The 24,351-nt window shown below is 71.3% G+C and carries 24 protein-coding genes; 6 read left to right on the top strand and 18 right to left on the bottom strand.

Annotation, left to right across the window (positions count from 1 at the left end):
• Positions 1–90: 90 nt before the first annotated feature.
• From ABZ406_RS27240 to ABZ406_RS27185, 12 genes are all read right to left on the bottom strand, one after another.
• On the bottom strand, positions 91–1,794 hold the full coding sequence (locus ABZ406_RS27240; protein ID WP_357767355.1) for an ABC transporter permease: 1,704 nt from the start codon (positions 1,792–1,794) through the stop codon (positions 91–93).
• Positions 1,779–2,543, bottom strand: coding sequence for an ABC transporter ATP-binding protein (locus tag ABZ406_RS27235; RefSeq protein ID WP_357767352.1), 765 nt, complete (start codon positions 2,541–2,543; stop codon positions 1,779–1,781). Before ABZ406_RS27235 ends, ABZ406_RS27240 begins: the two co-directional genes overlap by 16 nt.
• A gap of 191 nt (positions 2,544–2,734) precedes the next feature.
• Complete coding sequence (locus tag ABZ406_RS27230) at positions 2,735–4,378, bottom strand: cation acetate symporter (RefSeq protein WP_357767349.1); 1,644 nt, start codon at positions 4,376–4,378, stop codon at positions 2,735–2,737.
• Position 4,379: 1 nt separating this feature from the next.
• Positions 4,380–4,793, bottom strand: coding sequence for a hypothetical protein (locus tag ABZ406_RS27225; protein ID WP_357767348.1), 414 nt, complete (start codon positions 4,791–4,793; stop codon positions 4,380–4,382).
• A gap of 44 nt (positions 4,794–4,837) precedes the next feature.
• Complete coding sequence (locus tag ABZ406_RS27220; RefSeq protein ID WP_357767346.1) at positions 4,838–6,538, bottom strand: DUF4173 domain-containing protein; 1,701 nt, start codon at positions 6,536–6,538, stop codon at positions 4,838–4,840.
• Positions 6,535–7,608, bottom strand: coding sequence for a HAMP domain-containing sensor histidine kinase (locus tag ABZ406_RS27215; RefSeq protein WP_357767342.1), 1,074 nt, complete (start codon positions 7,606–7,608; stop codon positions 6,535–6,537). The genes ABZ406_RS27220 and ABZ406_RS27215 overlap by 4 nt, the downstream gene beginning before the upstream one ends.
• Entirely contained in the window at positions 7,605–8,285 is a 681-nt protein-coding gene (locus tag ABZ406_RS27210) for a response regulator transcription factor (protein WP_357767340.1), read from the bottom strand. The genes ABZ406_RS27215 and ABZ406_RS27210 overlap by 4 nt, the downstream gene beginning before the upstream one ends.
• Before the next feature lie 152 nt (positions 8,286–8,437).
• Positions 8,438–9,100, bottom strand: coding sequence for a DUF5701 family protein (locus ABZ406_RS27205; protein ID WP_357767337.1), 663 nt, complete (start codon positions 9,098–9,100; stop codon positions 8,438–8,440).
• A 66-nt stretch (positions 9,101–9,166) separates the two neighbouring features.
• Positions 9,167–9,928, bottom strand: coding sequence for a LytTR family DNA-binding domain-containing protein (locus tag ABZ406_RS27200; protein ID WP_357767373.1), 762 nt, complete (start codon positions 9,926–9,928; stop codon positions 9,167–9,169).
• Between the two features lie 23 nt (positions 9,929–9,951).
• Positions 9,952–11,178, bottom strand: coding sequence for a histidine kinase (locus tag ABZ406_RS27195; protein WP_357767334.1), 1,227 nt, complete (start codon positions 11,176–11,178; stop codon positions 9,952–9,954).
• A 39-nt stretch (positions 11,179–11,217) separates the two neighbouring features.
• On the bottom strand, positions 11,218–12,789 hold the full coding sequence (locus tag ABZ406_RS27190) for a sugar transferase (protein ID WP_357767370.1): 1,572 nt from the start codon (positions 12,787–12,789) through the stop codon (positions 11,218–11,220).
• Positions 12,790–13,054: 265 nt separating this feature from the next.
• Entirely contained in the window at positions 13,055–13,915 is an 861-nt protein-coding gene (locus tag ABZ406_RS27185) for a DNA-formamidopyrimidine glycosylase family protein (RefSeq protein WP_357767331.1), read from the bottom strand.
• Positions 13,916–13,939: 24 nt separating this feature from the next.
• Between ABZ406_RS27185 and ABZ406_RS27180 the strand changes: the two genes are divergently transcribed.
• Complete coding sequence (locus ABZ406_RS27180) at positions 13,940–15,211, top strand: glycosyltransferase family 4 protein (RefSeq protein ID WP_357767328.1); 1,272 nt, start codon at positions 13,940–13,942, stop codon at positions 15,209–15,211.
• 111 nt (positions 15,212–15,322) lie between these two features.
• Here ABZ406_RS27180 and ABZ406_RS27175 read toward each other — a convergent pair whose 3' ends face one another.
• The 5 genes from ABZ406_RS27175 to ABZ406_RS27155 form a co-directional block, all read right to left on the bottom strand.
• Positions 15,323–16,045, bottom strand: coding sequence for a CDP-alcohol phosphatidyltransferase family protein (locus tag ABZ406_RS27175; protein WP_357767325.1), 723 nt, complete (start codon positions 16,043–16,045; stop codon positions 15,323–15,325).
• Positions 16,020–17,087 (bottom strand): iron-containing alcohol dehydrogenase family protein, encoded by a 1,068-nt coding sequence (locus ABZ406_RS27170; RefSeq protein WP_357767322.1) that lies wholly within the window; start codon positions 17,085–17,087, stop codon positions 16,020–16,022. The genes ABZ406_RS27175 and ABZ406_RS27170 overlap by 26 nt, the downstream gene beginning before the upstream one ends.
• Positions 17,075–17,806 (bottom strand): phosphocholine cytidylyltransferase family protein, encoded by a 732-nt coding sequence (locus ABZ406_RS27165; RefSeq protein WP_357767319.1) that lies wholly within the window; start codon positions 17,804–17,806, stop codon positions 17,075–17,077. The genes ABZ406_RS27170 and ABZ406_RS27165 overlap by 13 nt, the downstream gene beginning before the upstream one ends.
• 78 nt (positions 17,807–17,884) lie before the next feature.
• Positions 17,885–18,652, bottom strand: coding sequence for a hypothetical protein (locus ABZ406_RS27160; RefSeq protein WP_357767316.1), 768 nt, complete (start codon positions 18,650–18,652; stop codon positions 17,885–17,887).
• Entirely contained in the window at positions 18,649–19,098 is a 450-nt protein-coding gene (locus ABZ406_RS27155; RefSeq protein ID WP_357767314.1) for an NUDIX domain-containing protein, read from the bottom strand. Before ABZ406_RS27155 ends, ABZ406_RS27160 begins: the two co-directional genes overlap by 4 nt.
• Positions 19,099–19,210: 112 nt before the next feature.
• Here ABZ406_RS27155 and ABZ406_RS27150 point away from each other — a divergent pair, with 112 nt between their 5' ends.
• From ABZ406_RS27150 to corA, 4 genes are all read left to right on the top strand, one after another.
• Entirely contained in the window at positions 19,211–19,603 is a 393-nt protein-coding gene (locus ABZ406_RS27150) for a CBS domain-containing protein (protein WP_357767311.1), read from the top strand.
• 83 nt (positions 19,604–19,686) lie between these two features.
• On the top strand, positions 19,687–20,145 hold the full coding sequence (locus tag ABZ406_RS27145; protein WP_357767308.1) for an ester cyclase: 459 nt from the start codon (positions 19,687–19,689) through the stop codon (positions 20,143–20,145).
• A gap of 106 nt (positions 20,146–20,251) precedes the next feature.
• Entirely contained in the window at positions 20,252–21,346 is a 1,095-nt protein-coding gene (locus ABZ406_RS27140; RefSeq protein WP_357767305.1) for a PLP-dependent aminotransferase family protein, read from the top strand.
• A gap of 323 nt (positions 21,347–21,669) precedes the next feature.
• A complete protein-coding gene (corA, locus tag ABZ406_RS27135) occupies positions 21,670–22,824 on the top strand; it encodes a magnesium/cobalt transporter CorA (protein WP_357767302.1) in 1,155 nt (384 codons plus the stop codon).
• An 81-nt stretch (positions 22,825–22,905) separates the two neighbouring features.
• Here the strand turns inward: corA and ABZ406_RS27130 are convergent, their stop codons facing one another.
• A complete protein-coding gene (locus tag ABZ406_RS27130) occupies positions 22,906–23,685 on the bottom strand; it encodes a hypothetical protein (protein ID WP_357767299.1) in 780 nt (259 codons plus the stop codon).
• An 84-nt stretch (positions 23,686–23,769) separates the two neighbouring features.
• Here ABZ406_RS27130 and ABZ406_RS27125 point away from each other — a divergent pair, with 84 nt between their 5' ends.
• Positions 23,770–24,300 carry a peptidylprolyl isomerase gene (locus ABZ406_RS27125; protein WP_357767296.1) on the top strand — a complete coding sequence of 177 codons (531 nt, stop codon included), beginning with the start codon at positions 23,770–23,772 and terminating at the stop codon, positions 24,298–24,300.
• Positions 24,301–24,351 lie beyond the last annotated feature (51 nt).

Here is a 24,351-nt window from a genome sequence, read left to right as displayed (position 1 = left end):
GCACGCATCCGCAGCGAACGCCAACACCGCTGGGGACAGCCGACCACGAAAGCCGCCTAACCAACCCCGCGAACGTTTGTGGTCACGGCACTAGCGGCGCGGCGTGACGGTGGCCAGCAGTTCCGGCTGGCGGCGGTCCAGCACGTCCCCGGCCAGGTACGCGCCCAGCAGCGCCGCGCCCAGCCCGTAGGCGGCGCCGACCGGCAGGGCCAGCCAGAGCCACGCGTCACCGAGCAGCGCGGCGGCCACCACCATCGGCACCGCGGCGACCACCGAGGCGAACATGGCCAGCAGGGTGAGCAGCCCTTTCGCCAGGCCCGCGCCGCTGTTCATGGCGAACGGGTTGCTCGTCTCCGGCAGCGAGTACGCCCCGAGCACCGACACGAGGCTGTTCACCGCCAGCCCGGCACCGTAGGTGGCGACCAGGCCGCCGATGGTGAGACCGATCCACTGCGGCTTGCCGAGCAGGAACGACAGCACCACCGAGACGACGCCCAACATCGGCAGCACGTACAGCGAGAAGGCCGTCATGCGGGCCCGCAGCTCGACCTGGCCGGGCACCCCGGCCACGACGTTCGCCGCGTACGCGCTGCCGTCGAAGCCGAACTGGTTGGCCAGGGTGACCGCGGCGAGCACTCCCACGAGGACCATGGAGATGGTGACCACGACAGGTGAGCTGTCGCTGGCTGCCGACGTGAACCCGGCGCCGTCCTCGGACGTGAAGTCTCCGCCCGTCACGTTGATCAGCACCGGTATGAAGATGCCGACCACCGCGATCGTGATCAGGTTGGCCCGGCGGCGCGCGTCCCGCCACCAGTAACGGGCCTCCCTCGCGACCAGGGCACCGAACCGGTCCCGTCCGGCCCAGCCGGCGATCCGGGGAAACAGTTGGGCGACGGCACCGCCGGCGACCCCGCGCCGCACCGGGGCCTTGCCGGCGCTCGCCGCACCCACCATCGCCGACTCGATCGACCGGGACCACCAGGCCAGCAGGGCACCGAGTGCCACCACCGTGATGAGCAACTTGACCGGTGCGGCCCACACCCGACCCTGGGCCACGTCGATCCCGACGGTCCACGGCGCGCCGAGCGGCGTCCAACCGATCACGGTCGCCACGCCGGTCAACCCGGTCCAGTCCGCCTCGCGCAGCGCGGCGAGGCCGAAGACCTGCAACGGGCCGAGCAGCGCGGCGGTCACCGCCAGCAGCACGGCCGCCAGGTCGCGGACCCGTCGGGACCGCAGCATGGTGGCGAAGGCGCTTGTCAGCGCCCGGCTGGCGGCCACACAGAGCAGAATCCCGGCGAGTACGCCCACGACGGCGACCAACCCCGCCGACCAGCCACCCAACGACCCGGCGGTCAGCACCAGCCCGGACGACGCGACGAGCACCGCCAGCACCGGCACGCTGATCAGGGCCGCCGCGAACAAGCCGGTCACCAGCGTGCGCCGGGGCAGTGGCAGCAGCGCGAACCGGGCCGGGTCCAGTGTCTCGTCCACACCGAAGAAGACAAGTGGCAGGAACAGCCACCCGAGCACCAGCATCCCGCCGCCCGCCGCCGCGATCAGCACCGCGTACCGGCCGTCACCGCTCAGGCCCGGCGCGGCGAAGAGGAAGAACCCGGCGGCGGCGAACCAGAGCCCGAGCAACGCGCCGCCGACGAACAGGGCGATCCGCCACCCCTGGCCCCGGAAGTTGTTGCCCATCACCCGCAGCTTGAGCCGTACGAAGTGTCGCGCGGAGACCGACCGTACCGGCGCGGCCGGGGTGGCGTTCGCTGTCACTGGGAGAGCCACGACAGCTCCTCGCCGGTCGCGGTACGCCCGCCGACCACCTCGACGAAGACCTGCTCCAACGAGCGGCCCCCACGGACCTCGTCGATGGTCCCGACCTGCTTGATGACGCCCTGGGCGAGGATCGCCACGTGCGAGCAGAGCCGCTCGACGACCTCCATCACGTGACTGGAGAACACCACTGTGCCGCCGCCGGCCGCGTACCGGGTGAGGATGTCCCGGATCAGCGCGGCGGAGACCGGGTCGACCGCCTCGAACGGCTCGTCCAACACCAGCACCCGAGGCCCGTGCAGCAGCGCGCAGGCCAGGCCGATCTTCTTCTTCATGCCCGCCGAGTAGTCCACCACGAGCGTCCGGCCGGCGTCGCCGAGCGCCAGCACGTCCAGCAGCTCGGCGGCCCGCTGGTCGACCACCGCCGGGTCCATCCCCCGCAACAACCCGTTGTACGCCAGCAGCTCCGCCCCGGTCAGCCGGTCGAACAACCGGACCCCGTCGGGCATCACGCCGAGCAGCCGCTTGGCGGTGACCGGGTCCTGCCAGACGTCGTGCCCGAGCACCCAGGCCGAGCCGGCGTCCGGCCGCAACAGCCCGACCGCCATCGACAGGGTGGTCGTCTTACCGGCGCCGTTCGGGCCGAGCAGGCCGTAGAAGGAGCCGGCGGGGACGTCCAGGTCGACGCCGGCCACCGCGATCGTGCCGTCGAACCGCTTGGCCAGGCCACGCAGTGCGAGTGCGGGGTGCTCAACAGTCATGCGCCGACGTTATCCGTCGACCGCCAGTTACGCCCTCCGGCGGCAGGCGGACCAACGATCATCCTGGAGTCGCACCGTCCCGCGATCTTGCAATTTCTGTCCCGGCAAAAGGTGTCTTCATGCTCGTATCGACGACCGAAAGTGCAAGATCGGCGCGGTCCTGGCTCCCCTTCCCCCGGCGATCCTGGTGATCACTGCATGCGGAGGGCTTCCGGGGTGTGCAGGCGCAACATGGTGGCGGCGATGTCGGCCGGTGCTCGGCGGCGGGTTGCCATCGAGACGGCGACCATCACGGTGAAGGCCAGCGGCACCGTCCAGGCGGCCGGCTGCGCGATGAGCGTGGCGGGCCAGCCGGACAGCGGCGGGCCGAGCACTGTGACGAGCACCGCGCCGATCGCCGCGCCGCCGCCGACCACCACGCCTGCGGTGGCGCCCACGTCGGTGAGCCCGCGCCACCAGATGCCCAGCACCAGCAGGGGGCAGAAGCTCGACGCGGCGACCGCGAAGGCCAGCCCGACGACCTGTGACACGTCCAGTCCGGAGACGTGCAGCGCCAGCACCGCCGGCACACCACCGGCGATGACGGTGGCCAGCCGGAACCCGCGTACCGAGCCGCGACCGAGCACGTCCGTCGAGATCACCCCGGCGACGCTGGTCAGCAGGCCGGACGAGGTGGAGAGAAACGCCGCGAACGCGCCCGCGGCGACGAGCGCGGCGAGCATCCGCCCGGTCAGCCCGTCACCCAGGGCGGCTTCGGGTAGCAACACCACCACCGCGTCGGTCTGGCCACTGATCAGCAGTTGCGGCGTGTAGATCCGGCCGAGGACCCCGTAGAGGGTGGGCAGGAGGTAGAACGCGCCGACCAACGCGAGCACCACAAGGGTGGTCCGGCGGGCCGCCGCGCCGTCGGGGTTCGTGTAGAAGCGCACCAGCACGTGCGGCAGGCCCATGGTGCCCAGGAAGGTGGCCAGGATCAGCGAGTACGTGGCGAAGAGGCCCCGGTCGTCGTCACCGGCGGCGCTGGGCAGCAGCCATTCGCTGGCTTCGGTGGCCACCCCGGACACGGCTGGCACCGGGTCACCGGCCGCGAAGGTCAGCTCGTCGCCGGGGCGTACCTCCCGGATGTCACCGTCGGGCAGGGTGAGGGTCGCGCGGTGCTCGACCACGACTGTGGTCGCGGCCCGGAACGTTGGCCCGTCGGGTGGGGTCACCGCCGGGCGGCCGTCTGCCTGCCACTGGAGGGCCAGGAAGATCACCGGTACGGCGAGAGCCGTCAGCTTGAGCCAGTACTGGAATGCCTGCACGAACGTGATCGCGCGCATCCCGCCCAGCGCCACGTTCGCGGTGACCACGGCCGCCACCAGCAGGGCCCCGAGAGGGTACGGGGAGCCGGCCACGGTGGCCAGGGTCAGGCCGGCGCCCTGGAGTTGCGGCACCAGGTACAGCCAACCGATGAAGATCACGAAGGCGGTGGCCAGGATGCGGAGTCGACGCGACCCCAGCCGCAGCTCACAGAAGTCCGGCAGGGTGAACGCCCCGGAACGGCGCAGCGGCGCGGCCACGAAGAGCAGCAGGGCCAGGTAGCCGGCGGCGAACCCGACCGGGTACCAGAGCACGTCCACGCCGTACTTGAGGACCAGCCCCGCGATGCCGAGGAAGCTCGCCGCCGACAGGTACTCCCCGCCGATGGCGGCGGCGTTCCACGTCGGACTGACCGCCCGGGACGCCACCAGGAAGTCCGACGTGGTCCGGGCCAACCGCAGCCCGTAGAAACCGATCCCGACGGTGACCAGGGTGACCGCCACGATGGCCGGGACGACGAAGTCGTTTCCCACCTCAGTGCTCCGGCCGTTGCACCAGGTCGGTGAAGTCCTGCTCGTTGCGCTCGGCCAACCGCACGTACGCCCAGCCCACGGCGATCAGGAACGGGAACGACGCCACCCCGAGCAGCAGCCACGGCAGGTTGACGCCGGCGACAGTGGTCCGGCCCAGCGAGGGCGCGATCGCGAACAGCCAGGGCAACCCGCCCAACCCGATGGCCACCACCAGGGACAGCCGCAGTGCCAGTGCGAGTTGGGCCCGGACCAGGCCACGGACCAGCGCCTCGCCGACCTGGGTCTGCTCGGCCAGTTCGGCGCGGGTCCGCTCGGCGCGGGTGTCCTGCCTGGTGATCTCGGCCAGCACGATCCGGGACCGCCGGGGCGGCGGAACCGCACCGTCCGACCCCACATCAGGGAGTTGCTTGGCCACCCCGGCAGTGTCGCCCGCCGTACGCGATTGTCAAGCGTTCACGCTCACCAGCGGCGCAGATAGCTGCTGCAGTCCATCAGAGCAGCGGCCCCCTGGACCGCCTCGAGGTCCGGCCGCGCCCGCTCCCGGCCGAGGTTCGTCGCCCAGAGCCCGTCCCGGGGCAGCTCGGCGGCGAGCTGCCTCAGGGAGCAGCCGCGCATCGGCTCGGGCAACCGGGCCAGCGCCGGCACGGCATCGGCCGACAACCCGGACAGGTAGTTGACGTCCAACCGCCCGGTCTGCAGGTATCTGTCGACGTTCCGGTCGGCGATCAACCGGTCCGGGTTGACCACTGCCAACCCGAGCAGCGCCAGCACCGCCGTGCCGACCACCAGTTGAGGCAGCCAGGCGGCCCGCAGCCGCACCACCGCCACCCCGACCAGGACGAAGAGCAGCCCGAGCCACAGCTCCACCGTCGCCACGACGAGCCGCAGTCGGGTGGCCCCGTACGCGTCGGCGTAGACCTGCATCCGGTAGAGCGCCGAGGCGACGATCACCAGACTGAGCGCGGCGAGCGTGCCGAGCAGGACGCGGACCACCAGCCGGTCCCCCCGGGTGGCCTTCGGTGCCCGGCGTGCGGCGATCGCGATCACCAGCAGGGTGAGCGTGGTGACGGCGAGCAGTTGCCAGAACCCGCCGCGGGCGTACTGGGCGTAGGTGAGCCCCGCCGTACGCAGCACGTGCCCCGCCCCGCCGAACAACACAGTCAGCTGGACCAGCACGAACACGCCGAACAGGGCGTCGAGCAACACCAGCGGGATAGTCCATTCCAGCCGGTGGGCCGGTCGTGACGGTGCCGGTCGCAGGCCCTCCAGGTCGGGTGGGCGGCTGACCAGGTACGCGCCGCCGAGCAGACCGCCGCCGATCAGGATGAGCCGCAGCAACCAGCCGATCACACCGGGCAGTGCGATGTCCGGCAGCAGACCGCCGACCAGGTTGGCGAAGACCGCGTCGGCGGAGGAGAAGAGCAACCCGAACAGCGTCAGCAGGACAGCGGACATCGCCAGACTGGTCAGGACGCGTCCGAACCCGATTCCCGAGCCCGTCGGGTGGTCGTTGCGCACTCCGCGTACGGCCCACGGGAGCGCCCGTACCACGGCGGCCGGTGGCAGCGTCGCTGCGAACAGCATTCCGAACGGGCTCCGCCCGCCGGTCACCGCGAGCGTCCCGGTCACCACCGCTGCGAGGAGGCAGAGCACGAAGAGCCAACCGGCGGCCCGGAAGGTGCCGACGGCGACCAACGCCACGGTCGCGGCAGCCCAGGCGGCCTGCGCCACCCGCCCCGGTGCCCCCGTGGCACCGGGATGGGCGGGGTCGGCGCTGGCTGCGGTGCCGGGCTCGGTCGGCTCGGTGCGGACCGCGACCGGGGAGGACGGCGTGGACCTGACGACGCGTGCGGTGGCGACGGCGGCCGTGCCGGCCAGCGCGGCGACCAGCCAGCCCAGGCCAGGCCGAGTTGTCGTGAGCACCGAGGCGCCGACGACCGCAGACGCCGTCGACGCCAGCAGCACCGTCCGGCCCGCATCGGTGGTCGGCCCCGGCCAGCGCCGCGCGATCATCGATGGTGGCCGGGTCAGTGACGGTCCGACCGGAGCGGCCAAGGGCTGACCGGTCCTCGGTGGCCCGGCCGGCCTGGCCTGCTCGGCGGGCCTGTTCTGCTCGGTCGGCCCGGTCGCCGGGAGGGGGATGCTGCCGGGGCTGGTCATGCGGCCTCTTCTCGGTACGGCCCGTCGCACGGGATGGTGACCTGGATGCGGCAGCCGGGCCGGTCTGGTCCGGCGGGATCGAGGACACCGATCCGGCCGCCGTGCAGTTCGACGACCCACCGGGCGATCGCCAGGCCGAGCCCGGTCCCACCTCCGGCGGACCGGTCGCCTCGGGTGAACCGCTCGAACACCCGGGAACGCTCGGCCGGCGGAATGCCCTGGCCCTCATCGCTCACCTCGAAGCGGAGCTGGTCGCCGTGTTCCTCGGCGCTCACCCGTACCGTGCCGCCGGCCGGGCTGTGTCGTGCCGCGTTGTCGAGGAGGTTGGCGAAGACCTGGTGCAGCCGCCAAGGGTCGGCGTTGACGGTCAGCGGTGCCGGCAGTTCGCGAAGCTGGAAACGCACGTCCAGGCCAGCGCCGGACGCGCTGGCCTTCGCGTGCTCCACCGCCTCGTCAAGGAAGTCCCCCACGTCGATGCGTACGCGTCGCAGCGGCACCACCCCGGCGTCGAGCCGGGACAGGTCGAGCAGGTCGGCGACGAGGTGCCCGAGTCGTTGGGTCTGGGCCAACGCCGAACGCAGCGACGCGGGTTCGGGGTCGGCCACCCCGTCCACCATGTTCTCCAGCACGCCCTGCAACGCGGTGATCGGCGTCCGCAACTCGTGCGAGACGTTCGCGATCAGCTCCCGTCGACGCTGGTCGGCGGCGTGCAGATCCTCGGCCATCTTGTTGAACGCCTGGGCCAGTTCGCCGACCTCGTCGCGGGAGGTCGCGCGCACCCGACGGGTGTAGTCGCCGCGGGCCATCGCACCGGCGGCAGCCGTCATGTCCCGCAACGGCGAGGTCATGCCGTGGGCGAGCACCTGCGAGGTGAGCAGGGCGACGGCGATGGCGGTGGCCGAGGTGACCGGCGGCGGCCAGCCGATGCCGTACGAGAAGTAGGCGAGGCCGGCCGCCCCGGAGGCGACAAGCAGCACTCCCAGCTTCAGCTTGATCGAGCGGACCGGGTCCAGTGGTCGGGGCAGCAGCTCCAGCACGCGGTCCACACGGGTGAGCAGGGTCGTGGTCATGAGGGCAGCTCCAGGGCGTAGCCGACCCCGTGCACAGTGCGGATGAGGTCGGCGCCCAGCTTGCGGCGCAGGGCCTTGATGTGGCTGTCCACGGTGCGGGTGCCGCTCGCGTCGCCCCACCCCCAGACGTCGGCGAGCAACCGTTCCCTGGGGAGCACCGTGCGGGGGCGACCGGCGAGGTGGACCAGCAGGTCGAATTCGGTGGGAGTGAGGTGCACGTCGGCGCCGTCGCGGCGGACCCGCCGCTCGGCCTCGTTGATCTCGATGTCGCCGAGACGGATGGCCGGCGGCGCGGGAGTGGCGGCGGCCCGTTCCATCCGACGCAGCAGGACGTGCACCCGGGCGGTGAGTTCGCGCATCGAGAAGGGCTTCGTGAGGTAGTCGTCAGCGCCGACCGCCAGCCCCACGAGCAGGTCGGTCTCGTCGTCCCGGGCGGTGAGCATCAGCACCGGAACCGGTCGGTCGGCCTGGATCCGGCGACACACCTCCAGGCCGTCGAAGCCGGGCAGCATCACGTCGAGGACGACGAGGTCGGGTTGTCCGGCGTGGAACTGGGCGACCGCGCTGGGCCCGTCCGCCGCGATCTCCACACTGAAACCCTCGGCCCGGAGTCGGGCGGCGATGGATTCGGCGATGGTCCGTTCGTCCTCGACCACCAGTATCCGACGTTCCTTCATGGGTCCCGACTGTAGGGAGCCGCCGTGGAGATCAGTGGGTTGCGTTGTGAACAACCTGTGGAGAACCGCTCACGCCTGTGGATAACTCCGGGACCACGCCCGCTGGCGTGTGGCAACTCCCGAGGCTCGTTGTGGACAACGAACCGAGCCGGTCACTCCAGGCCGACGCGCTCCGGTCGGGCCGAGGCGGAGCCGAGCCAGGTGTGCGGGTTGCCGTACCAGCACCAGCCGAGCTTCGGGGCGCCTTGGCTGATCCACAGCGCCGGCACCCGCTTGTCGCCGCAGCGGGAGCCGATGAGCGAGAAGCACCTGTTGCTCGCCAGCGCGGCCGGGTGCAGCGTGACGAAGGCGAGCCCTTCGTCGATGCTCAGCGGCAGTCGACCCTGGGTGGTGATTCCCTCCATCGCGGTGGCCGGGGCCAGGTTGCGGAACTCTTCGCCCCGGTCGACGTCGAAGAGCAGGTACGCCGGCCCGGCCGGCACCTCCAGCTCCTTGATCGGGTCGAAGCGGGGCAGGTCGTCCTCGGCGTAGTTCCGGTCGACGACACCGGGCTTGCTCTTGCCGGCCAGCGTGGTCAGCTCGACCCGCTCCGGCACCCCGATCAGGTCCCGGGTGATGACCAGCAGGAACGGCACCCGAGCCTCGGTGGGGGCGGGCAGCCCGGCGGTGCCCTCGATGGCCCTGGCCCGCAGTGGGGCGACCAGGTCTCGGAAGAAGCTCTCGGTCAGCCCGGCGAGAGTGGGGTAGCCGAGCTGCACCAGTCGGTCGAGTTGGCTGTCGAAAGCGGATTCGGCGTCGAACGGGGTCACGGTCATGGCAGGCCTCCCGGAAGTCGTACGGCGTAGCGTACAACGTACGGTGGAGCTGCTTCCATTCCCGTTTCAGCGACTCCAATCCTGCTTGGCGGCCCTGACCAGCTTGTCCTTCAGCTCCCGGGTGTGCCGCCGGCTCACCGGCAACTCGGTGGAGTCGACCACCACCACGTAACCGGAGTTGACCAGGCGCAACTCCGCGATCAACTTCAACTGCACCAGGTACGAGCGGTGCACCCGGACGAACCCGGCGTCGGCCCAGCGCTCCGCGAGCGTGGCGAGCGAGACGCGCACCAGGTGCGACCCCTCCGCGGTGTGCAACCGGGCGTAGTCGCCCTGCGCCTCCACCCACCGCACCGCCGAGCGGGGCAGCATCCGGGTGGTGCCCGCCAACTCGATGGGGATCGTCGGATCCTCCTCCGCGCGGACCAGCGCCGCCGGGTGCGACGGCACCACCCGCGAGCCGATCACCCGGCGCAGGGACTCGGCCAGCCGGTCGGCGCGAACCGGTTTCCGCACGTAGTCGGTGGCGCCCAGGTCGAACGCGTCCACCGCACCGTCGTCGTACGCGGTGACGAACACGATCGCCGGTGGCCGGGCGAAGCGGCGCAGCACCCGGGCCAGCTCCATGCCGTCCAGGCCGGGCATCCGGATGTCCAGGAAGACCACGTCCACGTCCGCGTCGCGCAGCAACCGCAGCGCCTCGGTGGCATCCCCGGCCGTGTGCAACCGGGCCACCCGGGGGTCGGCCCGCAGGTGGTACGCCAGCTCGTCGAGCGCGGGCGGCTCGTCGTCCACAGCGAGGACGCGCAGGAAACCGGCAGCGTTCACCGCACCCGCCACGGTGCGCTCGCTCACGACCCGGCCCGTACGCCGGGGTGGAACTTCGGCACCCGCATGCTCACCTTCGTGCCCGAACCCAGCCCGGTCTCCACGACCAGCCCGAACCGGTCCCCGAAGACCGACCGCAGCCGCTCGTCGACGTTGGAAAGGCCGACGTGCTGGCCGGTGTCGTCACCCGGGTCGCCGGCGCCGCGGGCCAGCTCGGCGATGCCGGCGGTCAGCGTGGTCGGATCCATTCCCACTCCGTCGTCCTCCACCGTGATGTGGCATTCGGCGCCCGCGTCCCGAGCCTCGATGCTCACCATGCCCGTGCCCGGCTTGCGGGACAACCCGTGGCGAACCGCGTTCTCCACCAACGGTTGGAGGCAGAGGAACGGCAGCGTCACAGGCAGCACCTCCGGGGCGATCTGCAACCGCACCTGCAACCGGTCCCCGAACCGGGCCCGCTCGATCGTCAGGTAACGGTCGATCGACCGCAGCTCCTCGGCCAGCGTGGTGAACTCCCCGTGCGCCCGGAACGAGTACCTGGTGAACTCCGCGAACTCCAGGATCAGCTCCCGGGCCCGCTCCGGATCGGTGCGCACGAACGAGCCGATCGCGGTCAGCGCGTTGTAGATGAAGTGCGGGCTGATCTGCGCCCGCAACGCCCGGATCTCGGCGCGGGCCAGCCGTTCCCGCGACGAGTCCAGCTCGGCGAGGGCGAGCTGGTTGCCCGCCCAGTGCGCCGTCTCCAGGGTGGCCTGCACCAACCCCGGCGGCGGTGGGCTGTCGGCGACCGCCACCAGCGCGCCCACCACCCGGCCGTCCGCCGCCAGCAAGGGTGCGACCACCGCCCCCCGGATCGGGCAGTCGACCCGGTCGCAGTGCAGCTCCTGCTCACCCATCACCGACGAGCGGCCGGAGTCCACCGTCCGCCGGGCCGCCGCGAGCAGTTGCTCCCCGTGGTGCGTGCCGCGCCCGTCGAGGGCCAGCAGCCGGTCGGCGTCGGTGAGCGCCAGCCCGACCGCCCCCACGAGCGCCCGCAGATGGCGTACGGCCTTCGCCGCGCCCGCCGCACTCAGCCCCGCGCGCAGCGGTTCGGCAGCCAGGCCGGCGGTGTGCAGCACCTCGTAGGTGGCCCGCTGGGTGGCGGTGGCGATGCCCCGGCGGGCCCGCAGCCGTAGCACCGCCAACAGGGCGGCGGTCAGCGCGGTGACGAGTGAGACGACACCGACCACGGCGGAGAGGTTGGCAGGCACGCAGCGATCCTCGCCCCTGCGAGCCGGCGCGCCAAGCCTCTAGTACGCGCCCTTGCGGGCGAGTACCACCCCGACGGTGCGCCACAGGATGCTCAGGTCGTACGCGAGCGACCAGTTGTCGACGTAGTAGAGGTCCAGTCGGACCGACTCGTCCCAGGACAGGTCGGAGCGGCCGGAGACCTGCCACAGGCCGGTCATACCGGGCCGGACCAGCAGGCGGCGGCGCACGTCACCCAGGAAGTCACCGTCGTCGGCCGGCAGCGGGCGCGGCCCGACCAGCGACATCTCGCCCCAGAGCACGTTGATCAGCTGCGGCAGTTCGTCGAGCGAGGTGGCCCGGAGGAAACGACCGACCGGGAAGACCCGGGGGTCCTCCTTCATCTTGAACAGCATGCCGTCGGTCTCGTTGCGGTCGACGAGGCTGGCCAGCCGGTCCTCGGCGTTGACGTACATGGTCCGGAACTTCCACACCCGGAACGTGCGCCCCTCGTGCCCCACCCGGGGCTGGCGGAAGAAGACCGGCCCGGGATCGGAGATCCGGATCGCCACGGCGATGGCCAGGAAGAGGGGGATCAGCAGCAGCAGGCCGAGGCCGGCGGCGACCCGGTCCATCAGGTTCTTTGCCAACAGCGCCGGCCCGGAGAGCGTCGGCTCCTCGACGTGCAGCAGCGGCAGGCCCTCGATCGGCCGGATGTGCACCCGGGGCCCGGCGATGTCGGTGAGCTGCGGGGCGACCACCAGGTCGACGCCGGAGCCCTCCAACTGCCAGGCCAGCCGACGCAACTCGCCAGGCTCGGCACTCGCCGACCCGCAGACCGCGATGGTGTCCCCGCCGACCTCACGGACCAGCGCCAGGACGTCGCGTCCGGCGTACACCGGGACCGGGGTCGGCATGCCACGCGCCGCGGCGTACCCGTCGGTGATGTGGATGGCGACGGGCATCAGCCCGGCGGCCGGGCTGCGGGTGACCGCCGCGTAGACCTCCAGGCACTCGGGCAGGGTGCCGACCAGCACCATCCGGTGCGCGGCCTGACCGGCCCGCCGCCGGATGTAGTGCAACGCCCAACGGGCCACGAAACGGCCCCACAGGATCAACAGCAGGGCCCCGAGCAGCGCCGTGCCGACCGTCCAGCGGGACAGCGCGGTCTTGGTGGCGAACGCGAGGAACGACACACTCGCGGCGACTGTCACCGCCGCCCGGATGACCCGCTTGAACTCGTCCGGGCCGAGCCCCAGGTAACGCCTGTCGTACGCCCTGTTGCTCCAGAGGATCACCACCCAGCCGAGCGGGAGCAGCAGGAAGGAGACGGTGTGGAACCAGGTCGGGTCCTGCTTGAGGTCGGAGAACCCGGAGGCGGCCTGGTCGAACAGTTGGATCGCGATCCAACTGGCGAACGCCGCCGCGCCGAAGTCGAGCAACAGCAGGATCGCTGTGTACGGGCGGTGCCAGCGGGAGACGCGACGTCGCGCTCGGGCCCAGGCCGACCGGGGCACGCCGTTGTGGGACGGCGGCGTCGGCGGCTGGATCTCGAAGCTGTCGACGTGCCGCACGAGTCTGCTCCGGCCTTCGTTGGTTACCGGGCGCTGGAGGCTTGCCGTCACCTCACCCATGTCCTCCCGCATGACACGGGCCGCTCACTCGCCGTGAAGGCCCGGGTCGCCCACCGTCCCAGTCTCCCACGCGGGCTCCGGCCGGTCGCCGCCCCGAACGAGATTGGCGGCCGACGGTGCTGGCAGGATCTGGCCGGCTCCGCACCATTTCAGAAGCCGGGGACCGGGGCCACTATACCGATGGATGCGCGCCTGACCAGAACGGCGGACCGGAGCTTCCACTCAGTGGGGGCGATTCCGCTCCGTAGTCGTCACGTGCAATAACTCACCGTACGAGACGGGACAACCGACGGTCAGCGAGGGGTTTGCCGCCGGTCTGACACGTCGGGCAGTACTGGAGGCTGGAGTCGGCGAACGACACCTCTCGCACCGTGTCCCCACAGACCGGGCAGGGCAGCCCGGTGCGGGCGTGCACCTTCAGCCCGGAGCGTTTCTCACCCTTGAGCTCCGCGGCCCGCTGACCGAGGGACCGCTCGACGGCGTCGCCGAGGACCTGTCGGGTGGCCGCGTACAGGGTGGCGATCTGCTCGTCGGTGAGCCGGTCGGTGATCGCGAACGGGGACAGCTTCGCGGCGTGCAGGATCTCGTCGGAGTACGCGTTGCCCACCCCGGACAGCACGGACTGGTCGGTGAGCACCCCCTTGACCTGCCCCCGTCGGCTGCGCAGCCGTCCCGCGAAGGTGGGTAGGTCCGCGGCGAGCGCGTCCGGGCCCAGCTTGGCCACCCCGGGGACCTCCGCGAGGTCGGTGACCAGGTACGCGGCCAGCTTCTTCTGGGTGCCGGCCTCAGTGAGGTCGAAGCCGGAGCCGTCGTCCAGGCGGACCCGCACCGCGATCGGGCCCTTGCCCGGACGCAGCGGGGTGGTGGCGGGGAACGCCTCCCGGTAGTGCAGCCAGCCCGCTCGCGCCAAATGCACCACCAGGTGCAGGTCACCCTCAAAGAGGACATCGAGGAACTTGCCGTGCCGACTGGCGTCGACCACCGCCCGGCCGGCGACAGCGGTCGGCGCCGGCTGGTACGTCTTCAGGGCGCTGATCGCGGCGATCTCCAGCCGATCGACGCGCCGCCCCACCGCGCGCTGACGCAGGTAACCAGCGAGCGCCTCAACCTCCGGTAGTTCGGGCACCAGCCAACGGTAGCCTTCTTTCCCGTGAGAATCGTGGTGGCACACAACCGGTACCGGGAAGCCCAACCTTCCGGTGAGAACACGATCGTCGACTCGGAGATCGCTCAGCTCACCGCCGCCGGCGTCGAGGTGCTGCCCTTCATCCGCAGCTCGGACGAGATCCCGTCGATGTCAAAGTCGGCGAAGGCGTTGCTGCCGATCTCGCCGATCTGGGCTCCGCGCGCCCAGCACGACCTGAGCCGGCTGCTCACCGAGCACCGCCCGGACGTTCTGCACCTGCACAACCCGTACCCCCTGATCTCGCCGTGGGTGGTGCGGACCGCGCACCGGCACGGCGTGCCGGTGGTGCAGACGGTGCACAACTACCGGCAGGTCTGCTCGTCGGGGATCTACTTCCGGGACGGGGTGATCTGTCAGGACTGCAAGGGTCGGGCGTTGGGTGTGCCGGCGATCAAGCACCGCTGCTACCGCGACTCGGCGGTGCAGAGCGCGCTGATGGCGACCACCCTGGCCGTGCACCGGGGCACCTGGCGCTCGGTCGACAGGTACATCGCGCTCACCACGGCGATCGCCGATCACCTCAGCGACTACGGCATTCCGGACGATCGCATCGTGGTGAAGCCGAACTCCGTACCCGACCCGGGCGGGCCGTCGCCCCTCGGTGACGGGTTCCTCTACATGGCCCGGCTCTCCCCGGAGAAGGGCGTCGACCTGCTGTTGGACGCGTGGCGCCGGCACCCGGTGGGTTCCCTGGGCACGCTGCGGGTGGCCGGCGACGGCGAGCTGCGGCACCTCGTGGAGGCAGCCGCCGCCGAGCGACCCGACGTGGTCTACCTGGGCCAGCTCGACCGGGCCGGTGTGCAGGCAGCGGTCGAGGCGAGCGCTGTGGTGATCGCCGCCGCGATGTGGCACGACGTGCTGCCCACCGTGATCATCGAGGCGTTGGCGAGTGGCCGGCCGGTGCTCGGTACGGCGTTGGGCGGCATTCCGTACCTGGTCGGGGCGGACGCCCCGCACGAGCCTGCCGGCACCGGCCCCGCCGAGATCGCCTCCACTGTCGCCGGGGGCGGCGGCGGGTCAGCCATGCCGGCGGGGATCGGTTTGGGCGAGGCTGGTTGGGTGGTCGCCCCGGAGCCTGCCGCGCTCGCGGACGCCCTGCCGGTCGCCCGCGCGGGTGCGCAGGGGCTGACAGTGGCCGCCCGCGCCCGCTACGAGCGCACCTTCCACCCCGACGTTGTCACCAAGAAGCTCCTCGACATCTACGCGAGCCTGTCCCGAACCCCCCAAGCCCTCTGACCCCGCCCCGCCGTTCGCGATCTTGCACTTACTGTCCCGGCGTAAGGGGCATAACCGGCCATATGAGCAACCGAAAGTGCAAGATCGGCATGGTGACTGCTCGGGGGTCGGTCAGCGTAGGGAGGCTCGGGCCGAGAAGGCGATGCTGGCCAGCAGGAAGCCGCCGTTGACGATCGTGAAGGCGATCATCACCCAGAGGACCAGCGCGGGGGCCACGGCGAGCACCACAGCGGCCACGAAGACCACCGCGCCGTAGTCACGAACCAGCTTCACCAGGCGCACCGGCAGCGAGGTCGAGGTGACCATGCTGGCCGCGTTCGGGCCGGCCTGCATCACCGACGTCACCAGGTTGACCATCCAGGTGCCCGCGAACGTCGCCACCAGCCAGGTCGGCGTGGCCGGCTCCTGCGCCACGGCGGTGGCGCCCAGCGCCGCCACCAGCGCGATCTGCGCGGCCACGTCGCAGAGCACGTCGACACGGGCCCCGGCCGCGCTGCCCTGGCCCGTCACCCGGGCGAGCTGCCCGTCCGCGCAGTCCAGGGAGTACGCCACCTGCCAGCCGACCAGAGCGAGCAGGCCGACCACCCAGGCCGGTACGTCCCCGTCGGCGACCGGGCCGGCGAGCGCCACGACGGTGACCGAGGTGGCCAGCCCGAGCACCAGGTTGGTGATCGTCAACGCGGTCGGTCGCAGCCCGAGCCGCTGGGCGACGAGCGCGAACACGGCCCCCAGCCACTGGCTGATCGACTCGCTGAACAAGCCGCCGCCCCGGTTCACCCGGTGGAAGTCGGCGACGGTGGGACGGGGGTCAGCCAAGCTGGTCGCGGATTGCACCGGCGTAGTCTGCCAGCCGCTCCCTGGTCTCGGTAGGCGACAGTGCCAGGTGTTCGAGGATCGTGTACCGGTCCGGCCGGGTACGCGGCGCGAACTGCACCGCCTCGATGAACTGGTCGTCGGTGAGCGCCACCTCGGCGGGGAGCCGGGGCAGACCGTGCCGGGCGAGGCAGGCCGACATCTCCCCGAATCGGCGGAGGTCGCCGCGCAGCCAGGTGCAGAACAGCGCGCCCAGCCCGGCCAGCTCGCCGTGCGAGGCGGTCCCCGGAAAGAGCGAGTCGACAGCGTGCATGATCTCGTGGCAGCCGCCGCTGCACGGACGGCTGGTGCCGTCGACAGCCATCGCCAACCCGCTGGAGATCAACGCCTCGGCGAGGACGATCACGAAGGCGTCGTCGCTCATGTCGCCGGGATGGTTGAGCACCGCCTCGGCGCCCGCCCGCGACAGCGAGGCGGCCAGCCCGTCGACCGGCTCACCGCGTACCTGCCGGGACAGCTCCCAGTCGGCAAGCGCACTGATGTTGCTGATCACGTCGCCGATGCCGGCCCGGTTGTGCCGGTCCGGGCCGCTCTCCACGAAGTCCAGGTCGACGATCACCCCGATCGGGATGTGGACGCCGTAGGAACCCTTGATCCCGTCGGTGATCAGGCTGGCCACCGGGGAGGCGATCCCGTCGTTGGCGAGGCTCGTCGCCACCGACACCATCGGCAGCCCGCGACGGGTCGCCGCGTATTTGGCCACGTCGATGGTCTTGCCGCCGCCGATGCCGACGACCGCGTCGTACGACCGGGTGCGGAGCTTGCCGCCCAGGTCGTCGGCGGCGTCCAACGTGCCACCGGAGACGGTGAAGACGTCCGCCGAGCGCAGCGACGGTCGGATCAGCTCCGCGATCTGGGCACCCTGACCCGGGCCGACCACCACCGCCACGTCACCCCCGGAGGAGATCCGCCCGTCGGCCAGGATCGCGCCCAGGTCGGCGACCGCCCCGCGTCGCACGTCGATGTGCAGCGGGGTGAGGACGCTCCGAGCTAGTAGCGGCACGCGATCTCCCGCGCGCGGGCCAGGTCGGCGTGGTTGTCGACCTCGACCCACGGGACGTCACCGATCGGCGCGGCCCGCACCTCCCCGCCCCGGTCGGAGAACTCCTGGTAGCCGTCCTCGTAGTAGAGGTTCGGGTCCCGTCGCCAGGTCGCCTCCAGCGCGTCGGCGAGAGCGTCGGCGACCTGCGGCTCGATGAGCGTGGCACCGATGTACTCCCCGTACGCCTCGCCCGGGTCCATGATCTTGGTGATCCGGGTGAGCTGGCCGGCGGCGTCGAAGGTGGTCTTCATCTCCTCCTCGGCCAGCGGCTTCAGGGTGTCCACGGCGAGCAGGATGCCCGGGCCACGCTCGGCGAGCAGGGTCTTCTCCACGCTCACCGGGTGCACGGTGTCCCCGTTGACGAGCAGCACCCCGCGGGCGAAGTACTCCCGGGCCAGCCAGAGCGAGTAGGCGTTGTTCCACTCCTCGGCCTTGTCGTTGTGCACCAACGTGAGCGTGACCCCAAACTTCTTTTCCAGCTCCGCCTGGCGGGAGACGACCGCGTCCGCCGCGTAGCCGACCACGATCACGACGTCGGTGAGCCCGACCTCGGCGAGGTTGCCCAGCGCGATGTCCAGGATCGTCGTCTCACCGTCCACCGGCACCAACGCCTTGGGCAGGGTGTCGGTGTACGGGCGCAGCCGTCGTCCCGCTCCGGCCGCGAGCACCATTCCGATCATCGCGACATCCTCCCTCGTCCTGCTCCCGTCACCGCTGGAGGATAGCGCCGGGCGGGTGTGCCGCTCCGGCCAACCGGTTCAGCCGGGCAAGGCTGCCAGGTCGGCGAGCATGGTCAGGCGCTCCTCCGCGCTGAGGACGGTGTACGGGCCGGCGGCCCGCCGGTCGGTCTCCAACTCGATGGCGAGCCGTTCCGGACCGGGCGGCAGGGCGGCGATGCTCGATGCGGTGTGTCCGGCGGCGGCCCAGGCGGCGGCGTGCGCGTCGGCCCGGTGGTGACGCAGCGTGCCGAGCCGGTTGAGCAGCAGCACGCCGCACGGGGTGCCGTCCGGTTCGTACGGGGGTGCCAGCGCGGCGAAGGCGGAGCCGCCCCGGTCGCCGTCCTCGTCGGCGAGCACCAGGGCGTACGACAGCAGTCGACCCAGCGTCGACACCAGCCGGGCCACCCGGTCGTCGTGCCCGGCCCACAGTTCCTCGGTGACCTCGGCGTGCACCTGGTACAGCTCGGCAAGGAAGGCGGCTCCCCGTTCGGTGGCGGAGAGGGCACCGTTTGGGCCGCGGTAGATCATCCCGTGTGCCACCTGCTTGTCGACGGTCCGCCGGCAGACGACCGGGTCGTGGTAGCGGGTGATCGCTGCGAACCCGGGCCCATCGACGGCGCCACCCGGTGCGGCCAGCCGGGTACGCAGGTCGACGAGGAACCCGGTCGCCGTCACGCCTCCGTAGCGCTGGGACAACTCGGCGCCCCCACCGTCCCGGCCGGCCAGCATGCCGGCGCGGAAGGCCCGGTCCACTGCCGGTGCGAGCAGCCCGGCGATCCGGTGCGGCGCCAGCTCGACGGTGTTCACAGACCGATCGACCGCAGGACGGCGAAGCCCTCCTCCGTGATCCGTCGGATCAGCCCGTCGTTGACGTCGCGGTGTTCGTCGAGCACCGTCACCTCGTGCTCGGCCAGCCAGCGGTACTCGGTGTGCTTGCCGGCCTCGAGTGTCGGGCGGTCGAGGTCGCCGTCGACGCGGACCAGGAAGTCGTACTCGGTCCGGGCCACGCCGTCGTCGCCGACGTAGCGGTACTCGCCCACCTGGCCGAGGACGTGCGAGAGGACCCAACCGGTCTCCTCGGTGATCTCCCGGCGGAGCGCCTCGTCGATGTCCTCGCCCGGTTCCACGTGGCCGCCCACGATGTCCCAGCAGTTGGGAAACAGGCGTCGCTGGGGTGAGCGGCGCTGAAAGAAGATGCGGCCGTCGTGGTCGACGATCAGCGCGCCGGCGCAGCGCAGGGGCTCGGTGGACACCTCCCGACAGTAGCCAGCGTCCGCAGCATGTGCGATGCCGCTCTTGTCCCGGAAACATCCACCGACCACCATGTCCGTACCGAATGCCACCGTCCCAAAGGGGTGATGTGTGATGCAGGTACGGGATGCGATGTCCAGCCAGGTCCTCGTCGTCGGTCCGGAGCACACGCTCCGCCAGGCGGCCCGGATGATGTCGGCCCGCGGTGTCGGGTCGGCGGTCGTGATCGACCCCGACTCCGAGGGGGTGGGGATCATGACCGAACGCGACGTGTTGAAGGCGATCGGCGCCGGCCTGGACTGCGACGTGGAACGCACCGGCGCCCACCTGACCTGGGACGTCGTCTACGCCGGGCCGGAGTGGACGGTGGCCGAGGCCGCCGCCGCGATGGCCCGGGGCGGGTTCCGGCACCTGGTGGTGCTCGACGGCCGCGAGGTCGCCGGCGTGATCTCCGTCCGGGACATCATGCGGGTCTGGTCGGAGAGCCAGGCGGTCACCGCGACCTGACCTGGTGTGGTGTGTCGGGCCCGATCGATGGGTAAGCATTTCTTGCGGGCGCGGAGATACCGTGGCCCGCGGGGGAGGTCCCGATGCGTGACGCGGAGCGGCTGGTCGAGCAGCAGTACGCCATGCTCCTGCGTCGGGACGTGGCCCGTCTGCCGGATCTCTACGCCCCGGAGGCGTTCTACTCCATGCCGGGCGTGACGGTCCGTCCGATCGAGCTGCCCGCGCTGCTGCGCACCTGGACCGGTGCCTTCGGAGATCTGCGGGTCGACCCGATGGGAGCGGTCCGCACGGGTGGCGGCGCGGCGGTCGAGCTGCGCCTGACCGGCACCCACACCGGCACCCTGCATTCGCCGTACGGCACCGTGGCACCCACCGGCCGCCTGGTGAGCTGGGAGGTGGCCGACGTGGTCCGGGCCCGCAAGGGCCGGATCACCGCCTGGCGTTCCTACTTCGACTGGAGTCAGCTCCTCGACGCCCTCGGCGTGCAGCTGGAGGGACTTTCCCGGGTCGCGCAGCACGACGCGCTCGCCCTTCCGGTCTGATCTGCCGCCGACCGGTGGAGTGGGGTCACCCGACCCGGTGGCTCAGGATGCGGACATCGCCGTGCCGACCGCGCGTTCCCTGCCGCCGCCCGTACGCTCAACATCCATGACCGCCGAGCAGTTGATCTCCTTTGCCCGTGGGGCTCCCTCGCTGGACATCGTCGATGTCGAGGGGCTCAAGGCCGCCGCCGTCCGCGCCTTCGACGCCGACCCCGCTGGGGTGACGGCGTACGGCACCTCCGTCGGCTACCTTCCGCTCCGGAAGTGGATCGCCGAGAAGCACGGGGTCGAGGCCGACCAGGTGCTGGTCACCAACGGTTCGCTCCAGGCCGACGCGTTCCTCTTCGACCACCTGGTCCGCCCGGGCGACGCGGTGGTGGTGGAACGCCCCACGTACGACCGGACGTTGCTCAACCTCCAGCGGATGGGCAGCGAGCTGCACGGCGTCGCGGTCCAGCCGGACGGCCTGGACACTGCCGAGCTGCGCAAGCTGCTGGAGTCCGGGGTCCGACCCCGGCTCGCGCACGTCATCCCGAACTACCAGAACCCGGCCGGCATGACGCTCTCCCTGGAGAAGCGCCGGGAGCTGCTCGACCTGGCCGCCGAGTACGAGTTCACGATCTTCGAGGACGACCCGTACGCGGATGTCCGGTTCCGGGGCGAGGCGCTGCCGTCGATGCTCTCGCTGGACACCCGCAACGTGGTGGTGCACGCGTCGAGCTTCACCAAGACCGTCTGTCCGGGTGTCCGGGTCGGTTACCTGGTCGGCCCGGCGGACCTGATCGCCTCGATCGCGAAGAACGCCACGAGCCTGTACATCTCCCCGGGGATGGTGTCCCAGGCGATCGTGCACCAGTTCTGCGTCTCCGGTGACATCGACCGCTCGATCGAGACGGTCCGGGCGGCGCTGGGTGAGCGGTCCCAGGTGCTCGCCGAGTCGTTGCGCCGGCACCTGCCGCAGGCGCGGTTCGTGGAGCCCGACGGTGGCTACTTCCTCTGGGTGGAGTTTCCCGAGGACGTGCATGTCGACCGGCTCGCCCCGGCGGCGGCCGAACGCGGGGTCGCCGTGGTCAAGGGCAGCGACTTCATGCTGGACGGCGGCCGGCACGCGCTGCGTCTGGCCTTCTCGGCGGTGACCGCCGACCGGATCGACGAGGGTGTCCGGCGACTCGCGGCGGCTGTCGAGGCCGTCCGTAGCTGAGCTAACTGTCAGGTTCCTGACAGAACGACGATGCCGGCCGTCCCGGGACTCCCCAGCGGGCGGCCGGCTGGCCCACAATGCTGCGAGCGTCACCCCGCAGCTGCGGAAGTACACCGCCCGGCCTCCGGCCGGCCCGCCCGGGTTGACGCGGCAGCACAACCTCCCGCCCCCACAGGTGCCGGGTGGGCCGTGTCGTCCCCGCACACCCCCCGATGCGGCCCGGCCCGCCCGGCGCCGCCCCGCGCGACCGCCGTCACACCGGTCCTCGACCGCAGTCGGCGTAGCCTGCAAGCCGCAGCTGACTGAGCGCGGGAGGTGACGCGATGACGGATCGGACAGAGCGGGACCGGACGGCACCGCCGTCTCACGGTCGGGTGTTGCGCCCTCGGGCGTGGCCCTCCCCGGTCCGGGCGATGACCCGGATCCTCAACACCGACGGCTCGCCGCCCGCCCCTGCCCCCGCGGGCACGGGCACCGGCCGCAGCGCTGTGGTCGACTGCGCGCTGTACGTCGACGGCAAGCGGCAACCCGGCGACTGGACGTACGCGGAGGCGCTGGCCGCCGCCCGCCGCGAGGAACACGGCTTCGTCTGGATCGGCCTGCACCAGCCGGAGCTGGCCGAGATGACCGCCATCGCCGAGACCTACGGCCTGCACGAGTTGGCGGTCGAGGACGCGGTCAAGGCCGAGCAGCGCCCCAAGCTGGAGCGGTTCGGGGACGTCGTCTTCCTGGTGCTGCGGACCGCCCGTTACTGCGAGCACACCGAGCTGACCGAGAACTCCGAGGTGGTGGAGACCGGGCAGGTGATGCTCTTCATCGGCCCGAACTTCGTGATCAGCGTCCGGCACGGGGACGCCTGCCGGCTCGCGCCGATCCGCGCCGACCTGGAGACCAAGCAGGAGTTGCTGCTGCACGGCCCGTGGGCGGTGGCGTACGGGGTGACCGACCGGGTGGTCGACCTCTACCTGGAGGTGGCCGAGCAGATCGAGGACGACCTGGACGTGCTGGAGGCGGAGGTCTTCAACCGGCACGGCCACGGGCGGATCCAGCGGATCTACCAGATGAAGCGCGAGCTGGTGGAGTTCAAGCGGGCGGTGGTGCCGCTGCAACGGCCGCTGATGACGCTCACCTCCCAGGTCAACCGGGACGTGCCCAAGGAGATCCGCAAGTACTTCCGGGACGTGCAGGACCACCTGAGCCGCACCGTCGAGCAGGTGAACTCCTACGACGATCTGCTGAACTCGATCCTCCAGGCGCGGTTGGCCCAGGTCACCGTCGACCAGAACAACGACATGCGCAAGATCGCCGCATGGGCGGCCATCGCCGCGGTCTGGACCTCCATCGCCGGCGTCGAGGGCATGAACTTCGACAACATGCCCGAGCTGAAGATGACGTACGGCTACCCGGTGGCGCTGGCCCTGATGCTCGGCGTCTCACTCGCCCTCTACCGCTGGTTCCGCCGCAACGGCTGGCTCTGATTCTCCGAAGCCCCGTGCACGCGGAAGCGCCGACGAGTGGGGTGGACCCACTCGCCGGCGCCCGATGCGCTGCTGCTGACCTCAGCGGCGGCCGTTGGTGCGGGCAGTGTCCTTGCCCAGGGCCTTGGTGAGGTCGTCGGTCGGCCGGCCGGAGACGTCCGTGGCACCCTCGGCGACCGACGGGACCTTGTCGGTCGGGCGGACACTGGTCTGCTTCGCCGGGGCGGTGGTGGTGGCGCTGGAACCGCCCGCCACCGCGGAGCTGCCCGCGCCGGTCATCCCCGTCGCGCCGGCGATGGCGGAACCGTCGGACCCGCGGGTGGCGGACGACGTCCGCACCTCGATCGAGTCGACCTCGTCGCGCATCGGCTCCAGGGTGCTGCGGGTCGGGTCGTACTCGGCCCACTCCTGCTGCTCCCGGCGCCGACGCAGCGCGACCGCGCCGGCCAGACCGGCGATGGCACCAGCCGCCAACAGGCCGGTCATCATCGAGCCGCGACGACGCGGCTGCTTCTTCTTACCGGTGATCCGCATGGTCTTCGACTTGGCCTTCCTGGTCAGCGGCCCTGCCTGCGCGGCGCCGTCACGAGCAGCCGCCGCCAGCGGTGCCAGCGTGGTGAGAGTCGTCCCCCAGCCGGTCGACGCGCGGTCGCGTACCTTCGCGGCGGTCGGCCCGACGTAACCCCGGGCCACCTGGACCCGCGGGCCGACGGTGGCGCCGGCGCCCTTCGCGGCGTGGTTGGCTGCCAGCATCAGGTGGCTGATGCTCTGGTTCAGCTCGGCCTTCGCCAACTGCCCCTGGGACTTACGCCGCCCGAATCCAAACACGGTCCTACCTCCTGGGAGTTGTTCCTTCGTCATCCTCCACCTTCGGATGCCTCCGCGATGCCAGATCGGGCACATGGGAGGATCCGCATGGAACTGACCAACAAGTGAGGAGTACCCGTGGCCGAGGCTGTCTACGCCACCCTGCACACCAACGCTGGCCCGATCCGGCTGGAGCTCTTCGGAAACCACGCGCCGAAGACCGTCCGCAACTTCGTCGACCTGGCCGAGGGCAACCGTGAGTACACCGACCCGCGCACCGGTCAGCCGGGCAGTGGTCCGTACTACGACGGCACCATCTCGCACCGGGTGATCAGCGGTTTCATGGTCCAGATGGGCGACCCGACCGGCACCGGTCGGGGCGGACCGGGCTACAAGTTCGCCGACGAGTTCCACCCGGAGCTGCGGTTCGACCGTCCGTACCTGCTGGCGATGGCGAACGCCGGACCGGGCACCAACGGTTCGCAGTTCTTCATCACGGTTTCCCCGACGCCGCACCTCAACAACCGGCACACCATCTTCGGCCAGGTCGCCGACGAGGAGTCGGTGAAGGTCGTCGATTCGATCGCGAGCACCCCGACCGGTCCGAGCGACCGTCCGCTCCAGGACGTCGTCATCGAGCGGGTCGAGATCGAGCGGTCCGCTTCCTGAGCGATCGGCGAGGTACCTTTGCTCGCATGATTGAGCGCTCCGGAGCACGGC

The organism is Micromonospora sp. NPDC005710, assembly GCF_040630995.1.
Taxonomy (GTDB): domain Bacteria; phylum Actinomycetota; class Actinomycetes; order Mycobacteriales; family Micromonosporaceae; genus Micromonospora.
This window is presented reverse-complemented; position numbering and strand designations above follow the sequence as displayed.

Excerpts from the sequence above, each read along its gene's own strand:
- ABZ406_RS27145 (WP_357767308.1), top strand. The coding sequence starts at position 19,687 with ATGCGTGACGCGGAGCGGCTGGTCGAGCAGCAGTACGCCATGCTCCTG.
- ABZ406_RS27165 (WP_357767319.1), bottom strand. The coding sequence starts at position 17,806 with ATGATCGGAATGGTGCTCGCGGCCGGAGCGGGACGACGGCTGCGCCCG.
- ABZ406_RS27235 (WP_357767352.1), bottom strand. The coding sequence starts at position 2,543 with ATGACTGTTGAGCACCCCGCACTCGCACTGCGTGGCCTGGCCAAGCGG.
- ABZ406_RS27215 (WP_357767342.1), bottom strand. The coding sequence starts at position 7,608 with ATGACCACGACCCTGCTCACCCGTGTGGACCGCGTGCTGGAGCTGCTG.
- ABZ406_RS27220 (WP_357767346.1), bottom strand. The coding sequence starts at position 6,538 with ATGACCAGCCCCGGCAGCATCCCCCTCCCGGCGACCGGGCCGACCGAG.
- ABZ406_RS27205 (WP_357767337.1), bottom strand. The coding sequence starts at position 9,100 with ATGACCGTGACCCCGTTCGACGCCGAATCCGCTTTCGACAGCCAACTC.
- ABZ406_RS27130 (WP_357767299.1), bottom strand. The coding sequence starts at position 23,685 with ATGACGAAGGAACAACTCCCAGGAGGTAGGACCGTGTTTGGATTCGGG.
- ABZ406_RS27140 (WP_357767305.1), top strand. The coding sequence starts at position 20,252 with ATGACCGCCGAGCAGTTGATCTCCTTTGCCCGTGGGGCTCCCTCGCTG.
- ABZ406_RS27210 (WP_357767340.1), bottom strand. The coding sequence starts at position 8,285 with ATGAAGGAACGTCGGATACTGGTGGTCGAGGACGAACGGACCATCGCC.
- ABZ406_RS27190 (WP_357767370.1), bottom strand. The coding sequence starts at position 12,789 with ATGGGTGAGGTGACGGCAAGCCTCCAGCGCCCGGTAACCAACGAAGGC.
- ABZ406_RS27150 (WP_357767311.1), top strand. The coding sequence starts at position 19,211 with ATGCAGGTACGGGATGCGATGTCCAGCCAGGTCCTCGTCGTCGGTCCG.
- corA (WP_357767302.1), top strand. The coding sequence starts at position 21,670 with ATGACGGATCGGACAGAGCGGGACCGGACGGCACCGCCGTCTCACGGT.